The sequence below is a fragment of the Cytobacillus sp. FSL R5-0569 genome, assembly GCF_038007265.1.
GTDB classification, from domain to species: Bacteria; Bacillota; Bacilli; order Bacillales; family Cytobacillaceae; genus Cytobacillus; species Cytobacillus kochii.
The window spans coordinates 196,282-214,867 of record NZ_JBBOWW010000001.1 but is presented as its reverse complement, the minus strand read 5'-3'; the positions used below and the strand labels follow the sequence as shown (position 1 = coordinate 214,867).

The 18,586-nt window shown below is 41.6% G+C and carries 12 protein-coding genes, 8 tRNA genes and 3 rRNA genes; 3 read left to right on the top strand and 20 right to left on the bottom strand.

Going from position 1 to position 18,586, the window contains the following annotated elements; translation table 11 throughout:
- Window positions 1–48 precede the first annotated feature (48 nt).
- The gene (locus MKX78_RS01155; protein ID WP_095371065.1) at window positions 49–426 is read left to right on the top strand and encodes a DUF2283 domain-containing protein; all 378 of its coding nucleotides are present in this window, start codon (window positions 49–51) and stop codon (window positions 424–426) included.
- 194 nt (window positions 427–620) lie between these two features.
- On the opposite strand, the gene MKX78_RS01150 is transcribed toward MKX78_RS01155, so the two are convergent.
- From MKX78_RS01150 to sigW, 7 genes are all read right to left on the bottom strand, one after another.
- Window positions 621–1,475: an aldo/keto reductase gene (locus tag MKX78_RS01150; protein ID WP_095371066.1), complete on the bottom strand. Its 855-nt coding sequence runs from the start codon at window positions 1,473–1,475 to the stop codon at window positions 621–623.
- 682 nt (window positions 1,476–2,157) lie between these two features.
- A complete protein-coding gene (gene glmS / locus MKX78_RS01145) occupies window positions 2,158–3,957 on the bottom strand; it encodes a glutamine--fructose-6-phosphate transaminase (isomerizing) (protein ID WP_341049380.1) in 1,800 nt (599 codons plus the stop codon).
- 487 nt (window positions 3,958–4,444) lie between these two features.
- Window positions 4,445–5,791, bottom strand: coding sequence for a phosphoglucosamine mutase (gene glmM, locus MKX78_RS01140; protein ID WP_307315837.1), 1,347 nt, complete (start codon window positions 5,789–5,791; stop codon window positions 4,445–4,447).
- 36 nt (window positions 5,792–5,827) lie between these two features.
- Window positions 5,828–7,156, bottom strand: coding sequence for a CdaR family protein (locus MKX78_RS01135; protein ID WP_341049377.1), 1,329 nt, complete (start codon window positions 7,154–7,156; stop codon window positions 5,828–5,830).
- Entirely contained in the window at window positions 7,149–7,991 is an 843-nt protein-coding gene (gene cdaA / locus MKX78_RS01130) for a diadenylate cyclase CdaA (RefSeq protein WP_095371070.1), read from the bottom strand. The genes MKX78_RS01135 and cdaA overlap by 8 nt, the downstream gene beginning before the upstream one ends.
- 244 nt (window positions 7,992–8,235) lie before the next feature.
- Entirely contained in the window at window positions 8,236–8,865 is a 630-nt protein-coding gene (locus MKX78_RS01125) for an anti-sigma factor family protein (protein WP_095371071.1), read from the bottom strand.
- A gap of 13 nt (window positions 8,866–8,878) precedes the next feature.
- A complete protein-coding gene (gene sigW, locus MKX78_RS01120; RefSeq protein WP_095371072.1) occupies window positions 8,879–9,442 on the bottom strand; it encodes an RNA polymerase sigma factor SigW in 564 nt (187 codons plus the stop codon).
- A gap of 321 nt (window positions 9,443–9,763) precedes the next feature.
- Here sigW and MKX78_RS01115 point away from each other — a divergent pair, with 321 nt between their 5' ends.
- A complete protein-coding gene (locus tag MKX78_RS01115) occupies window positions 9,764–9,928 on the top strand; it encodes an aspartyl-phosphate phosphatase Spo0E family protein (protein WP_095371073.1) in 165 nt (54 codons plus the stop codon).
- Window positions 9,929–9,952: 24 nt separating this feature from the next.
- On the opposite strand, the gene rocF is transcribed toward MKX78_RS01115, so the two are convergent.
- The 13 genes from rocF to MKX78_RS01050 form a co-directional block, all read right to left on the bottom strand.
- Window positions 9,953–10,849 carry an arginase gene (gene rocF / locus MKX78_RS01110; protein ID WP_341049375.1) on the bottom strand — a complete coding sequence of 299 codons (897 nt, stop codon included), beginning with the start codon at window positions 10,847–10,849 and terminating at the stop codon, window positions 9,953–9,955.
- A gap of 379 nt (window positions 10,850–11,228) precedes the next feature.
- Window positions 11,229–11,301 (bottom strand) — tRNA-Lys (locus MKX78_RS01105).
- Between the two features lie 5 nt (window positions 11,302–11,306).
- Window positions 11,307–11,381: transfer RNA gene (locus MKX78_RS01100), tRNA-Gln, on the bottom strand.
- A 79-nt stretch (window positions 11,382–11,460) separates the two neighbouring features.
- Window positions 11,461–11,544: transfer RNA gene (locus tag MKX78_RS01095), tRNA-Tyr, on the bottom strand.
- Between the two features lie 18 nt (window positions 11,545–11,562).
- Window positions 11,563–11,638: transfer RNA gene (locus tag MKX78_RS01090), tRNA-Thr, on the bottom strand.
- Window positions 11,639–11,658: 20 nt separating this feature from the next.
- Window positions 11,659–11,734 (bottom strand) — tRNA-Val (locus MKX78_RS01085).
- Between the two features lie 4 nt (window positions 11,735–11,738).
- Window positions 11,739–11,813, bottom strand: a tRNA-Glu gene (locus MKX78_RS01080).
- Window positions 11,814–11,837: 24 nt separating this feature from the next.
- A tRNA-Thr gene (locus MKX78_RS01075) sits at window positions 11,838–11,910 on the bottom strand.
- A 31-nt stretch (window positions 11,911–11,941) separates the two neighbouring features.
- Window positions 11,942–12,016, bottom strand: a tRNA-Asn gene (locus MKX78_RS01070).
- A gap of 19 nt (window positions 12,017–12,035) precedes the next feature.
- A 5S ribosomal RNA gene (gene rrf, locus MKX78_RS01065) occupies window positions 12,036–12,152 on the bottom strand.
- Window positions 12,153–12,382: 230 nt separating this feature from the next.
- Window positions 12,383–15,315: ribosomal RNA gene (locus MKX78_RS01060) — 23S ribosomal RNA — on the bottom strand.
- Between the two features lie 326 nt (window positions 15,316–15,641).
- A 16S ribosomal RNA gene (locus tag MKX78_RS01055) occupies window positions 15,642–17,190 on the bottom strand.
- The 16S, 23S and 5S rRNA genes sit together here with 8 tRNA genes alongside, the layout of an rRNA operon.
- Before the next feature lie 252 nt (window positions 17,191–17,442).
- Window positions 17,443–17,682 (bottom strand): hypothetical protein, encoded by a 240-nt coding sequence (locus MKX78_RS01050; RefSeq protein ID WP_095371075.1) that lies wholly within the window; start codon window positions 17,680–17,682, stop codon window positions 17,443–17,445.
- Between the two features lie 138 nt (window positions 17,683–17,820).
- On the opposite strand from MKX78_RS01050, the gene pdaB reads away from it, so the two are divergent.
- A complete protein-coding gene (gene pdaB, locus MKX78_RS01045) occupies window positions 17,821–18,573 on the top strand; it encodes a polysaccharide deacetylase family sporulation protein PdaB (RefSeq protein WP_095371076.1) in 753 nt (250 codons plus the stop codon).
- The last annotated feature ends 13 nt before the right edge of the window (window positions 18,574–18,586 follow it).

Below are 18,586 nucleotides of genomic sequence, written 5' to 3'. Positions count from 1 at the left end.
AGCTAAACCTAAATCGAGATGAAAAAAAAGTAAAGGCGGTGTATTAAAATGATTAAGAGAATTGAGTTTAACAAAGAAGTAAAAATAGGTTATATTCAAGTTATCAAAGAAATAAAAGCTGGTATGGTTCATGAAACTGATGAATTAAAAGTTAATCCTTATATAAATTTAGACTTAGATAAGGATAATAGAATTATAGGCTTAGAGATATTTAGAGATGAAGCTAATGCCCTTAAAAATGCATCTTCTAAAGATAACTTTTACCTTAAAAGAGATAATATGTATTCGTTACGACTAAATGATAATGAAGTAGCTTCGAGATATTCTTATTTAGGATTAGAATTCTGTTTTTCAGAAGAAAATCACAGAGGATTTATAGGTTTCGACATTCTAGATATATCAAAATATCCTGAAAAGACTTTATAGTTTACTATACTAATTTTCATAAAGAAAATTCGGGAATATATTGTAAAAAACCAAAAGAGAATCTGCTTAAAACAGACCCTCCTTTTATCTATTGTTCAAAAAATATCTAATTCAGAGTTTCCAATCGAATATCGTGTCAAAAACGATATTTATTTTATGAACGAATACTATACGATGTTTATATATTGTCCTGCCTATACATATTCGTGATATTCATTTGGGTCCTGCCCTTCTACACGGCCAGCTTCTCCTTTATCCAATGAATCAATTGTTTCAATATCCTCAGGTGCTAATTCAAAGTTGGTACTATTGAAATTATCTTTTTGATGCACGGGATTACTTGATTTTGGTATAGAAAATACGTCTGCTTGATAATTCCAATTTAAAATAATCTGCGCCGGGCTTTTATCGTACTTATCCGCAATTTCTTTAATTGTGGTATTTTTTAGCACGTCATTCAGATAACCTCTACCAAAAGGGCTCCAGGATTCAGTAAGAATGCCCCGTTTTTTATTTTCTTCTACCATACGGTTATTATTAAAATACGGATGACGCTCCACCTGATTTGTAGCAGGTGTCACACCTGTTGCTTCGATAATGTCGTCCAGATGTTCTGGTTCAAAATTTGAAACGCCAATGTTTCTGATTAACCCTTGTTTTTGAGCATCCACTAAAGCCTTCCAAGCTTCTACATACTTGCCGTCCTTAGGGTTCGGCCAATGAATTAAATACTTGTCAAAATATTTTAATCCAGTGCGGCGTAGAGATTCTTGGATAAAGATAAATGCCTTGTCATATTCATGGTAAGCACCGGGTAATTTCGTACTAATCAAAATTTCCTCTCTGGGCAGTGCGGACCGACGCACAGCTTCACCGACAATCCCTTCATTGTCGTAGTTTGTTGACGTATCGATTAAGCGATATCCTATATTCAAGGCGTTTAAAATTTCAAACGTACCCTGATCCCCATTAATACCAATCGTGCCTAATCCCACAAAAGGAAGTTCTGTACCATCATTTAGAGTAAAACCATTATTATTTAAAGTCAAAAACTCATCTCCTTTTAAAAATTTTGCAATGTAAGTTGAGATTGAAAATAACTATTTCCATGATGTCTATAATTACAATACCCGATTTAAAAAAATCCTACACCAACCTGAATTGATTGCTATACCTTTGTGACTTTCTTGGTTTCTCATCAAATCCCCTCTATCCTTTCTCCCCCAACGGTCCACCCGCTCATTTACGCCTGAAGGCAATGTTATTAAGCTATTCCCCAAAAGCCCACTATCGACCTCTTTTTACGTTCTGTATTGTATATAATATTTTGACAATATAAAATAGATGTCCCTCTGAATGGAGACAGAAATAGACATAAGCAATGAGAATAAAAAATACCTTTCCCAACACTCTTATTCTTCTATCCCGTTTCTTACGAAGTGTATAGAAACAATATGACAAACAAACGAACACACTATAACTTTTTTATCAGACAAGGTTTTTGGGGGAATATTGGTCAAAGAAAAGGACTGAACCCTATTGGATCCAGCCCGGATTTGTATTGAGATTTTGAATAACCTTAAATGAATGTCTATCTATTCGTGTTTTCCCCGCTCTTTCCCCGACTCATTTACCGTTAGGATACCACCTTAGTTCCATGAGAAGAACAAAGTTACGTGAGAACCAAGAGAGTTACAGGGCGGACAAATTCTAAAATCCAACAAAATCCCCTTATTCAACAGTAACCGACTTAGCCAAGTTCCTTGGTTTATCTACATCACAGTCACGGTGCAGAGCAGCGTAATAAGAAATCAACTGCAATGGAATAACCGAAACAAGTGGTGAGAGCATTTCGTGTACTTCTGGTAGGACGAATGTGTCACCGTCTTGGTCTAGGCCTTTCATTGAGATGATGCATGGGTTAGCTCCACGTGCGACGACTTCTTTAACGTTGCCGCGGATGCTTAGGTTAACGCCTTCTTGTGTTGCCAGGGCGATGATTGGTGTACCGTCTTCAATCAGAGCAATTGTACCATGTTTGAGTTCTCCTCCAGCAAAACCTTCTGCTTGGATATAAGAGATTTCTTTTAGTTTTAATGCGCCTTCAAGTCCTACGTAGTAGTCAATACTTCGACCGATGAAGAAGGCATTTCTTGTTGTTGATAGGAAGCTACGTGAGATGTCTTCGAAAGTTTCTTTTGAATCACATAGTGTTTCCATCGCATTTGCAACAATACCTAATTCTTGTACAAGGTTAAATTCTAATTCACGTCCTTTAGCAATCGCTGTGACCTCTGCTAAGATTGCTAATACCGCTACTTGGGCAGTGTATGCCTTTGTAGAAGCGACAGCAATTTCTGGTCCAGCATGTAACAAGAGCGTGTAGTCTGCTTCACGGGATAAGGTTGAGCCAGGGACATTTGTAATCGTTAATGCTGGGTGTCCCATTTCTTTCACACTAACTAATACTGCACGGCTATCAGCTGTTTCACCACTTTGTGAAATAAAGATGAATAACGGTTTTTCTGATAGCAACGGTGTGTTATAAACAAATTCACTTGAGATATGCACTTCAACAGGGACTTTCGCTACTTTTTCAATATATTGCTTACCGACTAATCCAGCATGGTAAGACGTACCGGCAGCGATAATGTAGATACGATCCGCACTATTCATTGCATCCAGAATCTCTCCATCAATCGCTAGCTCTCCTTGGTCATTCTGGTATTTCTGAATGATCTTACGAAGAACAAGTGGTTGCTCATCGATTTCTTTTAGCATGTAGTGAGGGTATGTTCCTTTTTCAATATCGCTTGCATCAAGTTCTGCTGTATAAGGTGAACGTTCAATTGTTTCCCCTTTAAGGTTTTTAATTGTTACACCATCTTTTGTCACCATTACCATTTCTTTATCCATGAGTTCTACATATTGATCTGTGATTTGAATCATTGCCATCGCATCAGAAGCCACGACATTGAATGCTTCTCCTAAACCAACTAATAATGGACTTTTGTTCTTCGCGACATAGATTGTACTCTTGTCTTCATTATCTACAAGCGCAAGAGCGTAAGAGCCTTTAAGCTGTTGCAAAGTTTTGCGAAAAGCTTCTTCAGTGCTAAGCTCTTTAGCAAATTGATCAATCATTTGTACGATAACTTCGGTGTCTGTTTCACTTTTCAGCTCCACACCTTGTAAGAATTCACGTTTCATCTGTTCATAGTTTTCAATCACACCGTTATGAACAAGTGTGTAACGACCTGAATTACTTTGATGAGGGTGTGCATTTTCTTGACTTGGTACACCATGTGTTGCCCAACGTGTATGACCGATTCCTGTATACGCTAAAACCTTTTCGTCTACAATCGCACGAAGGTCAGCAATTCTGCCTTTTTCTTTAAAAACTTGCACGCCAGCTTCATTGACTACCGCAATACCTGCAGAATCATAGCCTCTATATTCTAGCTTTTCTAAGCCTTTTAATAAAATTTCCTTTGAATCTTGGTTACCAATATATCCAACAATACCGCACATACTTCTTCCTCCTAATGTAGAAGGGGCAAGAAGCCTTTAAGGGCGTACTTGCCCCTTATCTCCGTATTATTTCAATGTGAAAGCAAGGCATGACATAGATGCCTTTACGTTCTATATTTATGGCATTCATCTCTCTTTGTCCATTAGGTTACCCTAATGATTTAAAGACATGATTACGGTTGTGCTTTTCAACCGGGAGGTACCCGCCGATGCTTCGATAAACCTCCTCCTCGTCAACTAACCTTCCATATCCGTTCAAAGATTAGCCCGGGCGCTTTAATTATGAAATTGTGCTTCTAAACCACCTTTCTTTTTTTATATACAAAAACATGATAAGCATAACCGATACGCTTATGAAAGTCAACGAATAACCATCAATTAATAGGTATTTTTTACTATAAGCGGAAGTTCTCCATGCTTTTTTCATACATAAATAAAATATGCATAAGAAAACAGAAGCGTTCCCTTATGCATCATTATTACACGCTTATTTCAGACCCATTTCTTCTTCTACAACAGCAGCAATACGGTTTACATATGCTTCACAAGCCTCTTCTGTAGCTGCTTCTGCCATGACGCGAACAAGCGGTTCAGTTCCTGAAGGACGGACAAGAATACGTCCATCACCATTCATTTCTTTTTCAACTTCACTAATAACAGCTTTAACCTTTTCATTATCTGTTACATGGTGTTTATCCGTTACTTTAATATTAACGAGCTTTTGTGGGAACTTTTGCATTTCTTTCGCAAGCTCTGAAAGTGATTTGTTTGTCACCTTCATAATGTTCACTAGTTGTAAACCAGAAAGGAGCCCGTCACCTGTCGTGATATGATCAAGGAAGATAATATGGCCAGATTGTTCGCCACCTAAACTATAACCACTCTTCTTCATTTCCTCTACAACATAGCGGTCACCGACTGCCGTTTGCACACTTTTCATCTCATTTGCTTCTAATCCCTTATAGAAACCAAGGTTGCTCATTACTGTAGAAACAACGGTATCCTCTTTAAGTCTACCTTGTTCTTTCAAGTACTTCGCACAAATGAACATGATTTGGTCACCATCTACCACTTGCCCTTTTTCATCGATAGCTATCAACCGATCGCCATCACCATCAAAGGCAAGCCCTACATCCGCTCCTCTTTCTTTCACAAAAGCAGCTAAGGCTTCTGGATGTGTAGAGCCCACTTCCTCATTAATATTTAACCCATTGGGTGAAGCACCCATCATCGATAAATCGGCATCCAAGTCAGCAAATAAATGATTTGCTAAGAATGAAGTCGCTCCATGTGCACAATCTAAAGCGATATGAATGCCAGAAAAATCATCATCAACAGATTGCTTTAAGTATTGCAGATATTTCTGTCCGCCTTCGAAGTAATCATTCACTTGTCCAAGATCACCACCAACTGGTCGTGGAAGGGAATCATTCTCCTTGTCCATTAGTTCTTCGATTTCATTTTCCTGTGCATCTGAAAGCTTGAAGCCATCTGGACCAAAAAACTTAATTCCATTATCCGCAACAGGATTATGGGAAGCAGATATCATTACGCCCGCCTCTGCATCTAATGCTTTCGTTAAATAGGCAACACCTGGAGTAGAAATAACGCCGAGTCGCATCACTTCTGCGCCGATAGAAAGAAGGCCTGCTACCAGTGCATTCTCAAGCATATGTCCTGAGATTCTTGTATCTCTCCCAATTAAAACTTTTGGGCGTTCTTGATCTTTTGTTAATACATATCCACCAAATCTACCTAGTTTAAAGGCTAACTCTGGCGTTAACTCACTATTTGCCACTCCGCGAACGCCATCCGTACCAAAATATTTTCCCATTATTAATCGCTCCTTCACTTTCCTCTGCTGTTCCATCTATTCTTTTTCTGTAATATTGATTGTTGCCGTCTCACTCTCAAGTTGGGACTCAACACCAAGAGGTGCGTCTAATTGAATATTCACCTCATGTTCTCCAGGATCAAGGCCAGATACATCTATAGATAGGATAAAATCACCTTTACTTAAACTATTCATATCCTTTTCATTACCAGAAACCTTCAAGCTTGTCTCACCTTCATCAGGGCTTTGAAATGTCACATCATATTGGTCGTCTAATCCTGTGATTGTTATCGGCATGCCTGAATAGGTTCGATTCACTGTTTGTTCATTTGCGGCTTGTTCCTGCTCTTGTTCTTGTACTTGTGATTCTTCTTCCTCACTGCTGCTATCTTCTGGTGCTTCTTGTTCCTTAACAGTCACATTGGCATTAACCGTCACTTCTTTAGGATCAACACTAGTAATTCCGTCTGAGATGATCACAGGTAATTTTATTTCCTGATCTTTATCGAGTTTGCTTAAATCGACCTCTACCCTAACCGTTTTTACATCATTTAGAACATTTTCTGGAGCAAAAATGGTTGCTTCTGTTTGGCTGAGTTTAAGAGAGTCTAACTCAACTCCCGAAGGAAGGCTCCCGGTTTCAACAATATCGATGGGCACCGTCTTACTTAAACGCTTCACATCGACCGAAACCTCCACCTCACCTGGATTTACATCTACATCTAATTTATTCATATTACGATCGAGCACATTAATCGCGGCTGTTTCTGTAAATGATTCCGTTATAGAACCTTTTGTATTAACAGTTGCTTTGACATAAGCAATCGATTCAATCACATTTTTGGCACCTGTTATTTTGACTGTACTAGGTTCAGCAAGTGCTGCTTCGGCCTTGTAACCTTCTTCAAGTAAACTATTGTTAAATTCTGCTTCCACATTGAACTCTTCAGTTACTTTTTCATCAATTGTTACATCTACAGTAGAAGGGTCAATTATATATTCAAGCTTATCGGATAGATCTTTAATCCCTACCTCTACTTCTTGTCGACCAATTTCTGCATCTGATAAGTCCACAAACACTTCAAAGTTCCGCTGTGCCTTCGCATTTTCCAAATGGCTCCTTGGGCCATCTAAAGTAACAGCCACTGTTTCTGGAAGTCCGGAAACGACAAGATTATCTGTATCATAGTAAGCTGTGAGCGGAACATTTTCAATGACAGCTGAGCCATCATCTCCAGGTACATTGATACTTCTATTATCGTTATTCGTATCATAAACCGAATCAAACAGGAGCAGAGCAATTAATAAAGCCACTACCTTCATAAACCATCTGGTATCAATGAGCTTATCAATATATTTATCCATTTTTCTTTCCCCTCCAGTTCCAAAGAGTGGAAGAAGATTGTTTTGATTTAGCTGAGTGAATAAGCTTCTCATTTAATAGTTCTTTGAGCTGATCGAGTTTCAAATCGCGTGTAAGTTCACCATTTTTCGCTACAGATATTCCACCTGTCTCTTCAGACACAATAATGGTGATACTATCTGTTACTTCACTAATTCCCATCGCTGCTCTATGTCTAGTACCTAACTCTTTAGAGATAAAAGGACTTTCTGATAAAGGCAAGTAACATGCAGCAGCTGCAATTTGACTTTTCTGTATAATAACGGCGCCATCATGTAATGGTGTATTGGGAATAAAGATATTAATAAGTAATTCTGATGATATTTTGGAATGCAATGGAATACCAGTTTCAATATAGTCACCCATACCAGTTTCACGTTCAATCGAAATTAGCGCACCAATTCTCCGCTTAGCCATGTAATCAACAGACTTTACAATTGCAGTAACTAATTGATCTTGATCCATCTCTTCTTGGTTACCACTTCTAACGAAGAATTTACCCCTACCAAGCTGCTCTAGTGCACGACGCAACTCTGGTTGGAAGATAATAATAATGGCTAGTACCCCCCATAAGAGAACTTGTTCCATCATCCATCCTAAAGTTTGCAAATGAAGGATATCACTTAAAACCTTTACAATCAGAATAATAAATATCCCTTTGACTAATTGGACGGCTTTCGTCCCTTTAACAATCATAATTAATTTATATATAACGAACCAGACAAGGAGAATGTCTACTGTATTCGCTAAAAGCCTTAATAAAGGTAAATCTGTGAAAGATAAATCTAAAAGCGACATTTTCCTTCCTCCAAGTATTTATTTCCACCATTAAAATAGTCGTTTAACCTACTTATTATACCATATTTCTAATGAAATCCAATTTTCTAGTTATGTATACAATCGTGAACGTTATTAAAATATATCCTACATTTTTATTACTACATATGCAAAGATTAAGCGATTTATTAACAAACAATTACATATTTACACTTCTTTGAACAAAGGAAAAAGCCACCGCATTATAGCAGTGACCTATATTCTCTTACTCTTTTTCATCCTCTTGTGTAACAGTCGAGATTAAACTTTTACTTGTATTTTTAATGTGATACCATAACCATTCAAAAAGCTGGTCTACTTCTTTTATTTCTCCTGTGACGTTACCAGCCGAGGCTAAATATTGCTCACCATTAATGACCGTTGCATCCCCTTCGACTTCACCATTTATTTGCAAGTTTCCATTCTTAACAACAACATCTCCCTTGACCACTTCTCCTTCTGGGACAATGACCGTATCGTTCTCAATCACTAGATTAGATTGCTTGGAAACAGACAATGCACTTTCTTGATTCCAGGCAGATAGAACACTTCCAGACATTAAGATAAGAAAGAGTGATGCTGCAGCAAGCATTGGGTGCTTCCTGAGCCACCTTTGTGCACCTACTTTTTTCTTTTCTTTAGGCAGTCTCGCCATCACATTCTCAGTAAAACCTGCAGGCGCTTGGAAATGTGACGTACTCTGGACAAAGGCAATCGCTCGCTTTAGTTCATGAAAATGCATGCGGCATTCTTCACATTGCTCTATATGTGTTTTGAGTAATTGTTTATGCTCATCTGTTATTTCTTCATCTAAATATTCATGCATATATTCAATAATTTCTTCATTACATTTCACTGAAATCACCTTCTTATACGTAGCGTAATTGCTTTCTTAAAGCTTCTCTTCCCCTATGAATCCTCGTTTTCACAGTGCCTAATGGTAGATCTAAGGTCTCACTGATTTCATTCAAGGATAGTTCTTCAATGTACTTAAGCACGATGACCGATCGATATTTTTCCGGTAGCTTCGAAATTTCCATTTGTATGGTTTCCTGCAACTCCATTTTTTCTACATCTTCTTCAGGTAGTTTCGTACTCGCGGGAATTTGTGAGTACATATTTAAACCGTCTGTTCCTGCTACTTCCGCGTCCAAATAATAGTCAGGCTTTTTCTTCCTGATCCGGTCAATACATAGGTTTGTTGCAATGCGATATAACCATGTTGAGAACTTTAAGTTCGTATTGAAGCTTTGTATATTTACATATGCTCGTAAGAAAGCTTCTTGTGCAATATCTTCAGACTCATGTTGATTACCCAACATTCGATAACAGATATGATATACTCTGTCTTTGTATATTTCTACTATTTCAGCGTAAGCATCTTGATCTCCTTTTAATACTTGTTTAATTCTTTTCTTCACCAACAATTCCATCTATTTACCCCCGCTCTATGCGGCTTATCGATAATCATTTACGAATCGATAGCAAAAAGGTTTCACATATTTTTTATTAGGTTCCTTTTCCTCCATAAGTACTTTGGTTATATAAGAGTTATCACATAATATTTTAACAAATTTTAACTAAAGTAGTTTAATTAATTTTCATACTGGGTATAAAGGATTTAAAACCAGTGTGTTGACGAAGGAAAAAAGACCTTCCCTTCAATATTTTTGCTCCAACGAACAAGAGACCATACATTTAAAAATTGTCTACGTGCTGGAATAAAATTTTCAAATGGAAAGGACAATGATCTCATGTATACGGAGGAACTATTAAAAGATATTGAAATACACAGAGCTAAAATGGTTGAACTTGCTTCTATTTCTTCATTTTCAAACCACCAAGTTCTTAAAGCGAGCATTGAATTGGACAACCTAATTAATAGATACTATACATTAACATTAAAAAAAGAAGCTTGAGCATCGACTCAAGCTTCTTTCACTTTATAGTAATTTTTCACCGAATAGCGAGCCCATTAAGGCCACCGCTGCATCAGCTGTTTTATTTCTTTCATCTAATATTGGATTAACCTCAACAAATTCGGCCGAAGTAATCATTTGGGATTCTGCCAGTATTTCCATAGCAAGGTGGCTCTCTCGATAACTTATCCCCCCCATAACTGGTGTACCCACACCAGGTGCATCAGATGGATCAAGACCATCTAAATCTAACGAAAGGTGAACACCATCTGTTCGGTCTTGTAAATAACTAATCGTCTCTTCCATTACCCTCGGCATCCCTAAGCGATCAATTTCATGCATCGTAAAGACTTTTATTCCCTTGGCTTTAATCAAATCCCTTTCGCCTTGGTCTAAAGACCTTGCTCCTATAATCACAACATTTTCAGGCTTCAACTTCTTATGGACTCCTCCTACCTCTAATAACAATGGATGCCCATATCCTAGAGCGACTGCTAAGGACATCCCATGAATATTACCGGATGGCGAAGTATCTGCTGTATTTAAGTCCCCGTGTGCATCGTACCAAATCACACCTAAGTTATGATAATGCTGTAATAAACCAGCTAACGTACCAATAGCGATACTATGATCCCCTCCTAAAACAAGAGGAAATGCTCCTTTTTTTACTACCCCATCAACTTGATCTGCTAAGATTTTAGTCTTTTCTGCAATTAAGTCCAAGTTTCTTAAACCTGTTTCCTTATCTATTTGTTCAGTCGACCTACCTATTTCAATATCACCTAAATCATCAACTTGGTGATTAAGTTCTTGTAATCTATTTTCAATGCCCGCATATCGGATGGCACTTGGCCCCATGTCTACCCCTCTTCGTAATTGTCCCAAGTCCATCGGCATACCAATAATTGAAATGTTTTTCATTTAGTTGCTCCCCCTACTAAAGAATGAATTCTCTCTCTATTGTAAACGGTTACATTCTGATGGTTCAACTGTGCAAAATTTTGTATATCTATACAAAAAAAGGGCATTTATTATTGCTCTGGGTCAATTACTGTGGGCAGGATAGCAGAACACAAACGGAAAATGATATATTTCTAAACACAGATTGAATTACAAATCACCAAAAATAGATGCGCTTCTTCTGCTTACTTAGTTAAGTCAGCTTAAAGGATTGTACAAAGAAAGGCCCTGTGATATCTCATACAAGAAGTATGTGGGTAATTTCCTTATGTTTAATCTCATGGGAAAAATACAAGATAACAAATAAAAATCCTTAAACATAAAATGTTTAAGGATTAAGTGAGCCATGAAGGACTCGAACCTTCGACCCTCTGATTAAAAGTCAGATGCTCTACCAACTGAGCTAATGGCTCGAAAATGGCTGGGCTAGCAGGGATCGAACCTGCGAATGACGGAATCAAAATCCGTTGCCTTACCGCTTGGCTATAGCCCATCGTATGTAAAAAAACAAAATAAAAAGGACTAATTATATTATGTCCGCTTTTTGGATTTTCATTCAAATAAAATTGAAATGGTGGAGGGGGGCAGATTCGAACTGCCGAACCCGAAGGAGCGGATTTACAGTCCGCCGCGTTTAGCCACTTCGCTACCCCTCCGACATAAATATATTAAAATGGTGCCGGCCAGAGGACTTGAACCCCCAACCTACTGATTACAAGTCAGTTGCTCTACCAATTGAGCTAGGCCGGCCCATCTATAGTAAATTGAAATGGTGGAGGATGACGGGATCGAACCGCCGACCCTCTGCTTGTAAGGCAGATGCTCTCCCAGCTGAGCTAATCCTCCAAAATGGTGACCCCTACGGGATTCGAACCCGTGTTACCGCCGTGAAAGGGCGGTGTCTTAACCGCTTGACCAAGGGGCCAAAAATATTTAAAGTTCTTACCAGAGCTTCCAACCGGGCTCGAACCGGTGACCTCTTCCTTACCATGGAAGTGCTCTACCTGCTGAGCTATGGAAGCATCAGCTAAATATCTTTGATTTTGTTTAAAATGGCTCCGCAGGTAGGATTCGAACCTACGACCGTTCGGTTAACAGCCGAATGCTCTACCACTGAGCTACTGCGGAATAATATGATAATATGTATGCCCGGCAACGTCCTACTCTCACAAGGGGACAGCCCCTAACTACCATCGGCGCTGAGAAGCTTAACTTCCGTGTTCGGTATGGGAACGGGTGTGACCTTCTCGCTATCGCCACCGGACTATGAAATTGTAAGGGAATCGTTCCCTCAAAACTAGGTAATGTTGAAGAAGATATTTATTGAGTAATCGCCTATGCGTTGCTGACGCGACTACTTACGTAGTGCTGTCTAGCTGCGGCGCCTAGGTGCTCGAGGTCATAAGCCAAATTTGTCATGAGGTTAAAGAACAACCTCCTGTCAAATTTGGCTTATGCTTGTCGCACCTGGGCAAGGCGCCTCCGCATTTCGAATTGGTTAAGTCCTCGATCGATTAGTATTAGTCAGCTACATGTGTCGCCACACTTCCACCTCTAACCTATCAACCTGATCATCTTTCAGGGATCTTACTAGCTTGCGCTATGGGAAATCTCATCTCGAGGGGGGCTTCATGCTTAGATGCTTTCAGCACTTATCCCTTCCGCACATAGCTACCCAGCGATGCCTTTGGCAAGACAACTGGTACACCAGCGGTGCGTCCATCCCGGTCCTCTCGTACTAAGGACAGCTCCTCTCAAATTTCCTGCGCCCACGACGGATAGGGACCGAACTGTCTCACGACGTTCTGAACCCAGCTCGCGTACCGCTTTAATGGGCGAACAGCCCAACCCTTGGGACCGACTACAGCCCCAGGATGCGATGAGCCGACATCGAGGTGCCAAACCTCCCCGTCGATGTGGACTCTTGGGGGAGATAAGCCTGTTATCCCCGGGGTAGCTTTTATCCGTTGAGCGATGGCCCTTCCATGCGGAACCACCGGATCACTAAGCCCGACTTTCGTCCCTGCTCGACTTGTAGGTCTCGCAGTCAAGCTCCCTTGTGCCTTTACACTCTACGAATGATTTCCAACCATTCTGAGGGAACCTTTGGGCGCCTCCGTTACTCTTTAGGAGGCGACCGCCCCAGTCAAACTGCCCACCTGACACTGTCTCCCATCCCGATAAGGGATGTGGGTTAGAATTTCAATACAGCCAGGGTAGTATCCCACCGACGCCTCCACCGAAGCTAGCGCTCCGGCTTCTAAGGCTCCTACCTATCCTGTACAAGCTGTACCAAAATTCAATATCAGGCTACAGTAAAGCTCCACGGGGTCTTTCCGTCCTGTCGCGGGTAACCTGCATCTTCACAGGTACTATAATTTCACCGAGTCTCTCGTTGAGACAGTGCCCAGATCGTTACGCCTTTCGTGCGGGTCGGAACTTACCCGACAAGGAATTTCGCTACCTTAGGACCGTTATAGTTACGGCCGCCGTTTACTGGGGCTTCGATTCAAAGCTTCGCGTGAGCTAACCTCTCCTCTTAACCTTCCAGCACCGGGCAGGCGTCAGCCCCTATACTTCGCCTTGCGGCTTCGCAGAGACCTGTGTTTTTGCTAAACAGTCGCCTGGGCCTATTCACTGCGGCTCATCAAGGCTTTAACACCCTAATGAGCACCCCTTCTCCCGAAGTTACGGGGTCATTTTGCCGAGTTCCTTAACGAGAGTTCTCTCGCTCACCTTAGGATTCTCTCCTCGCCTACCTGTGTCGGTTTGCGGTACGGGCACCTTATTCCTCGCTAGAGGCTTTTCTTGGCAGTGTGGAATCAAGAACTTCGGTACTAAATTTCCCTCGCTATCACAGCTCAAGGTATGTGACCATGGGATTTGCCTCATGGTCCCTCTAACTGCTTAGACGCACATCCAATAGTGCGCTTACCCTATCCTCCTGCGTCCCCCCATCACTCAAACAGAATACGGTGGTACAGGAATATCAACCTGTTGTCCATCGCCTACGCTTTTCAGCCTCGGCTTAGGTCCCGACTAACCCTGAGCGGACGAGCCTTCCTCAGGAAACCTTAGGCATTCGGTGGATGGGATTCTCACCCATCTTTCGCTACTCATACCGGCATTCTCACTTCTAAGCGCTCCACCAGTCCTTACGGTCTAGCTTCAACGCCCTTAGAACGCTCTCCTACCACTGAACATCAACGATGTTCAATCCACAGCTTCGGTGATACGTTTAGCCCCGGTACATTTTCGGCGCGGAGTCACTCGACCAGTGAGCTATTACGCACTCTTTAAATGGTGGCTGCTTCTAAGCCAACATCCTGGTTGTCTAAGCAACTCCACATCCTTTTCCACTTAACGTATACTTTGGGACCTTAGCTGGTGGTCTGGGCTGTTTCCCTCTTGACTACGGATCTTATCACTCGCAGTCTGACTCCCATGGATAAATCTTTGGCATTCGGAGTTTGTCTGAATTCGGTAACCCGATGAGGGCCCCTAGTCCAAACAGTGCTCTACCTCCAAGATTCTTACGCATGAGGCTAGCCCTAAAGCTATTTCGGAGAGAACCAGCTATCTCCAAGTTCGATTGGAATTTCTCCGCTACCCACACCTCATCCCCGCACTTTTCAACGTACGTGGGTTCGGGCCTCCATCCAGTGTTACCTGGACTTCACCCTGGACATGGGTAGATCACCTGGTTTCGGGTCTACGACCACATACTCATTCGCCCTATTCAGACTCGCTTTCGCTACGGCTCCGTCTGTCCAACTTAACCTCGCATGTAATCGTAACTCGCCGGTTCATTCTACAAAAGGCACGCTATCACCCATTAACGGGCTCTAACTACTTGTAGGCACACGGTTTCAGGATCTCTTTCACTCCCCTTCCGGGGTGCTTTTCACCTTTCCCTCACGGTACTGGTTCACTATCGGTCACTAGGGAGTATTTAGCCTTGGGAGATGGTCCTCCCTGCTTCCGACGGGATTTCTCGTGTCCCGCCGTACTCAGGATCCACTCTGGAGGGAACGAAGTTTCAACTACAGGGCTTTTACCTCCTATGGCGGGCCTTTCCAGACCTCTTCGTCTATCTCGTTCCTTTGTAACTCCGTATAGAATGTCCTACAACCCCAAGAGGCAAGCCTCTTGGTTTGGGCTAATCCCGTTTCGCTCGCCGCTACTCAGGGAATCGCGTTTGCTTTCTCTTCCTCCGGGTACTTAGATGTTTCAGTTCCCCGGGTCTGCCTTCCATACCCTATGTATTCAGGTATGGATCCTATCCCATAACGGATAGGGGGTTTCCCCATTCGGAAATCTCCGGATCAAAGCTTACTTACAGCTCCCCGAAGCATATCGGTGTTAGTCCCGTCCTTCATCGGCTCCTAGTGCCAAGGCATTCACCGTGCGCCCTTATTAACTTAACCATTGTTCGGCTTGCGATAAGCTACGCATTTCGGCGTCAGCTCACTCGTCAACATCCTCATGTGCACAAGACGCACACTCCGGTGTTTCCTCGCTCGCTTCCTTGAACTGCTTGCTTCTCACAACCCTCTCGGTTGTGTTTATTAAAAAAGTTTAGTATTTTAAATCAATCTATAATATATAGAGAGAAAAAATAACTAAGGTGGCGATTACTCGGTAATCTTCTTCATTACATTATCTAGTTTTCAAAGAACGATTGAATTGAGAGATTATACTCTCAAAACTGAACGAACAGTCTAACATCAAGTTAATTCCGTATATTCCTTAGAAAGGAGGTGATCCAGCCGCACCTTCCGATACGGCTACCTTGTTACGACTTCACCCCAATCATCTGTCCCACCTTAGGCGGCTGGCTCCAAAAGGTTACCCCACCGACTTCGGGTGTTACAAACTCTCGTGGTGTGACGGGCGGTGTGTACAAGGCCCGGGAACGTATTCACCGCGGCATGCTGATCCGCGATTACTAGCGATTCCGGCTTCATGTAGGCGAGTTGCAGCCTACAATCCGAACTGAGAATGGTTTTATGGGATTGGCTAAACCTCGCGGTCTTGCAGCCCTTTGTACCATCCATTGTAGCACGTGTGTAGCCCAGGTCATAAGGGGCATGATGATTTGACGTCATCCCCACCTTCCTCCGGTTTGTCACCGGCAGTCACCTTAGAGTGCCCAACTAAATGCTGGCAACTAAGATCAAGGGTTGCGCTCGTTGCGGGACTTAACCCAACATCTCACGACACGAGCTGACGACAACCATGCACCACCTGTCACTCTGTCCCCCGAAGGGGAAAGTCCTATCTCTAGGATTGTCAGAGGATGTCAAGACCTGGTAAGGTTCTTCGCGTTGCTTCGAATTAAACCACATGCTCCACCGCTTGTGCGGGCCCCCGTCAATTCCTTTGAGTTTCAACCTTGCGGTCGTACTCCCCAGGCGGAGTGCTTAATGCGTTTGCTGCAGCACTAAAGGGCGGAAACCCTCTAACACTTAGCACTCATCGTTTACGGCGTGGACTACCAGGGTATCTAATCCTGTTTGCTCCCCACGCTTTCGCGCCTCAGCGTCAGTTACAGACCAGAAAGTCGCCTTCGCCACTGGTGTTCCTCCAAATCTCTACGCATTTCACCGCTACACTTGGAATTCCACTTTCCTCTTCTGCACTCAAGTTCCCCAGTTTCCAATGACCCTCCACGGTTGAGCCGTGGGCTTTCACATCAGACTTAAGGAACCGCCTGCGCGCGCTTTACGCCCAATAATTCCGGACAACGCTTGCCACCTACGTATTACCGCGGCTGCTGGCACGTAGTTAGCCGTGGCTTTCTGGTTAGGTACCGTCAAGGTACCGGCAGTTACTCCGATACTTGTTCTTCCCTAACAACAGAGTTTTACGATCCGAAAACCTTCATCACTCACGCGGCGTTGCTCCGTCAGACTTTCGTCCATTGCGGAAGATTCCCTACTGCTGCCTCCCGTAGGAGTCTGGGCCGTGTCTCAGTCCCAGTGTGGCCGATCACCCTCTCAGGTCGGCTACGCATCGTCGCCTTGGTGAGCCGTTACCTCACCAACTAGCTAATGCGCCGCGGGCCCATCTGTAAGTGATAGCAGAACCATCTTTCAATCTAATTATATGTATAAATAGATATTATCCGGTATTAGCCCCGGTTTCCCGGAGTTATCCCAGTCTTACAGGCAGGTTGCCCACGTGTTACTCACCCGTCCGCCGCTAATCTTTGGGAGCAAGCTCCCTCAGATTCGCTCGACTTGCATGTATTAGGCACGCCGCCAGCGTTCGTCCTGAGCCAGGATCAAACTCTCCAATAAAGTGTTTGATTAGCTCATTTGCACCTATGGTGCTTTGTTGCTGATAAATCAGCTTTTTTAGAATTACGCTTGACGTTTTATGTTCGTTCAGTTTTCAAAGAACAATCTCGTTCGCTTCAGAAGCGACTTTATTAATTTAACATTTAAGCTCGTTTTTGTCAACAACTTTTTTGTTTTTTTATTAAAAACTTTTTTAATAGTTGATGTCACTAACGACTGCTTTAATATAATAACACCATATCTTTTAAAACGTCAATGACTTTTTTTTATTTTTTTATTCTTTTTTTCATTTAATTTATAATGAGCATATTCATCTGCTGGAACAACCCTTTTGAATAAGCTTAAAAGTATCTCATACTTCTCTTTCATTGCAACTTTAACAACATCTGCAATTCGCTCATCTTCTAAATCGAACAATATTTCATCCATCTCTCTCTTTAATAAGTATTCAATTTCTTGTTGCTCTTTTCCATTTAGTAATAACCCGATCAACGATTGTTCCACCCTCTCTTTGACAAGCTATCACTATATTACCCATCCCCACTCATTTTATAATGATAAATTCATCATGTTTTTAATTTTTTTGCATAGATATAGGACAAGGATGTATTTGGGACGAGGTGAATAAGAATGAAGTTCTTTTATGTATTTCATGCAAAGAGATTAAAACAAATGACTTTAATTTTGGTAGCTGCATTTTTTACAGCAATGTTTATGTTTATGGAAACAACGATTCATTTACCTGTTTTTTCTACAAAAGACGCACCGAAGGCATTATATAAAGGGGAGAAAGGAGTAGCTCTCACTTTTAATATTGGTTGGGGAGATGAAAAGGCGGAGCCTATTTTAGATTTATTAAAGAAAGAAAAAGTCACTTCTGCTACATTTTTCTTATCAGGCTCATGGGCTGAGAGCCACCCTGATATTGTCGAACGTATTGCTAAATCTGGATATGAAATCGGTATACTGGGTTATAATTACGAAGACTATACAGAGCTAGAAGAAGATAAAATCAGACAAGATTTAGCTAGAGCACAAACCGCGTTTGCTAAGTTAAATATTAAGGATATTAAATATGTTAGACCACCTACTGGTCACTTTGACAAAAAGACCTTAGCAGCAGCAAAACAATTAGGCTATACAGTTGTGCATTGGAGTTTAGATTCTAAAGACTGGACAAATCCAGGTACAGATAAAATTATTCAAAAAGTACTCGAAGCTGAAAATGGAGAAATCGTATTGATGCATGCATCTGATTCAGTGAAACAAACATCCAAAGCATTGCCTTCTATCATAAATGGGTTCAAAAAGGAACAGCTTGAGTTAGTTACTATTTCAGAAATGATGGCCAATGCCAATGCAACGGCAGAAGAAATTAATTAAACAGCAAAAAGTC

Bases quoted from the DNA above. Each gene is read 5' to 3' on its own strand.
- cdaA (WP_095371070.1), bottom strand. From the start codon at position 7,991: ATGTCGCTTTTAGATTTATCTTTCACAGATTTACCTTTATTAAGGCTT.
- rocF (WP_341049375.1), bottom strand. From the start codon at position 10,849: ATGAAAAACATTTCAATTATTGGTATGCCGATGGACTTGGGACAATTA.
- MKX78_RS01155 (WP_095371065.1), top strand. From the start codon at position 49: ATGATTAAGAGAATTGAGTTTAACAAAGAAGTAAAAATAGGTTATATT.
- glmS (WP_341049380.1), bottom strand. From the start codon at position 3,957: ATGTGCGGTATTGTTGGATATATTGGTAACCAAGATTCAAAGGAAATT.
- MKX78_RS01135 (WP_341049377.1), bottom strand. From the start codon at position 7,156: ATGGATAAATATATTGATAAGCTCATTGATACCAGATGGTTTATGAAG.
- MKX78_RS01115 (WP_095371073.1), top strand. From the start codon at position 9,764: ATGTATACGGAGGAACTATTAAAAGATATTGAAATACACAGAGCTAAA.
- pdaB (WP_095371076.1), top strand. From the start codon at position 17,821: ATGAAGTTCTTTTATGTATTTCATGCAAAGAGATTAAAACAAATGACT.
- sigW (WP_095371072.1), bottom strand. From the start codon at position 9,442: ATGGAATTGTTGGTGAAGAAAAGAATTAAACAAGTATTAAAAGGAGAT.
- glmM (WP_307315837.1), bottom strand. From the start codon at position 5,791: ATGGGAAAATATTTTGGTACGGATGGCGTTCGCGGAGTGGCAAATAGT.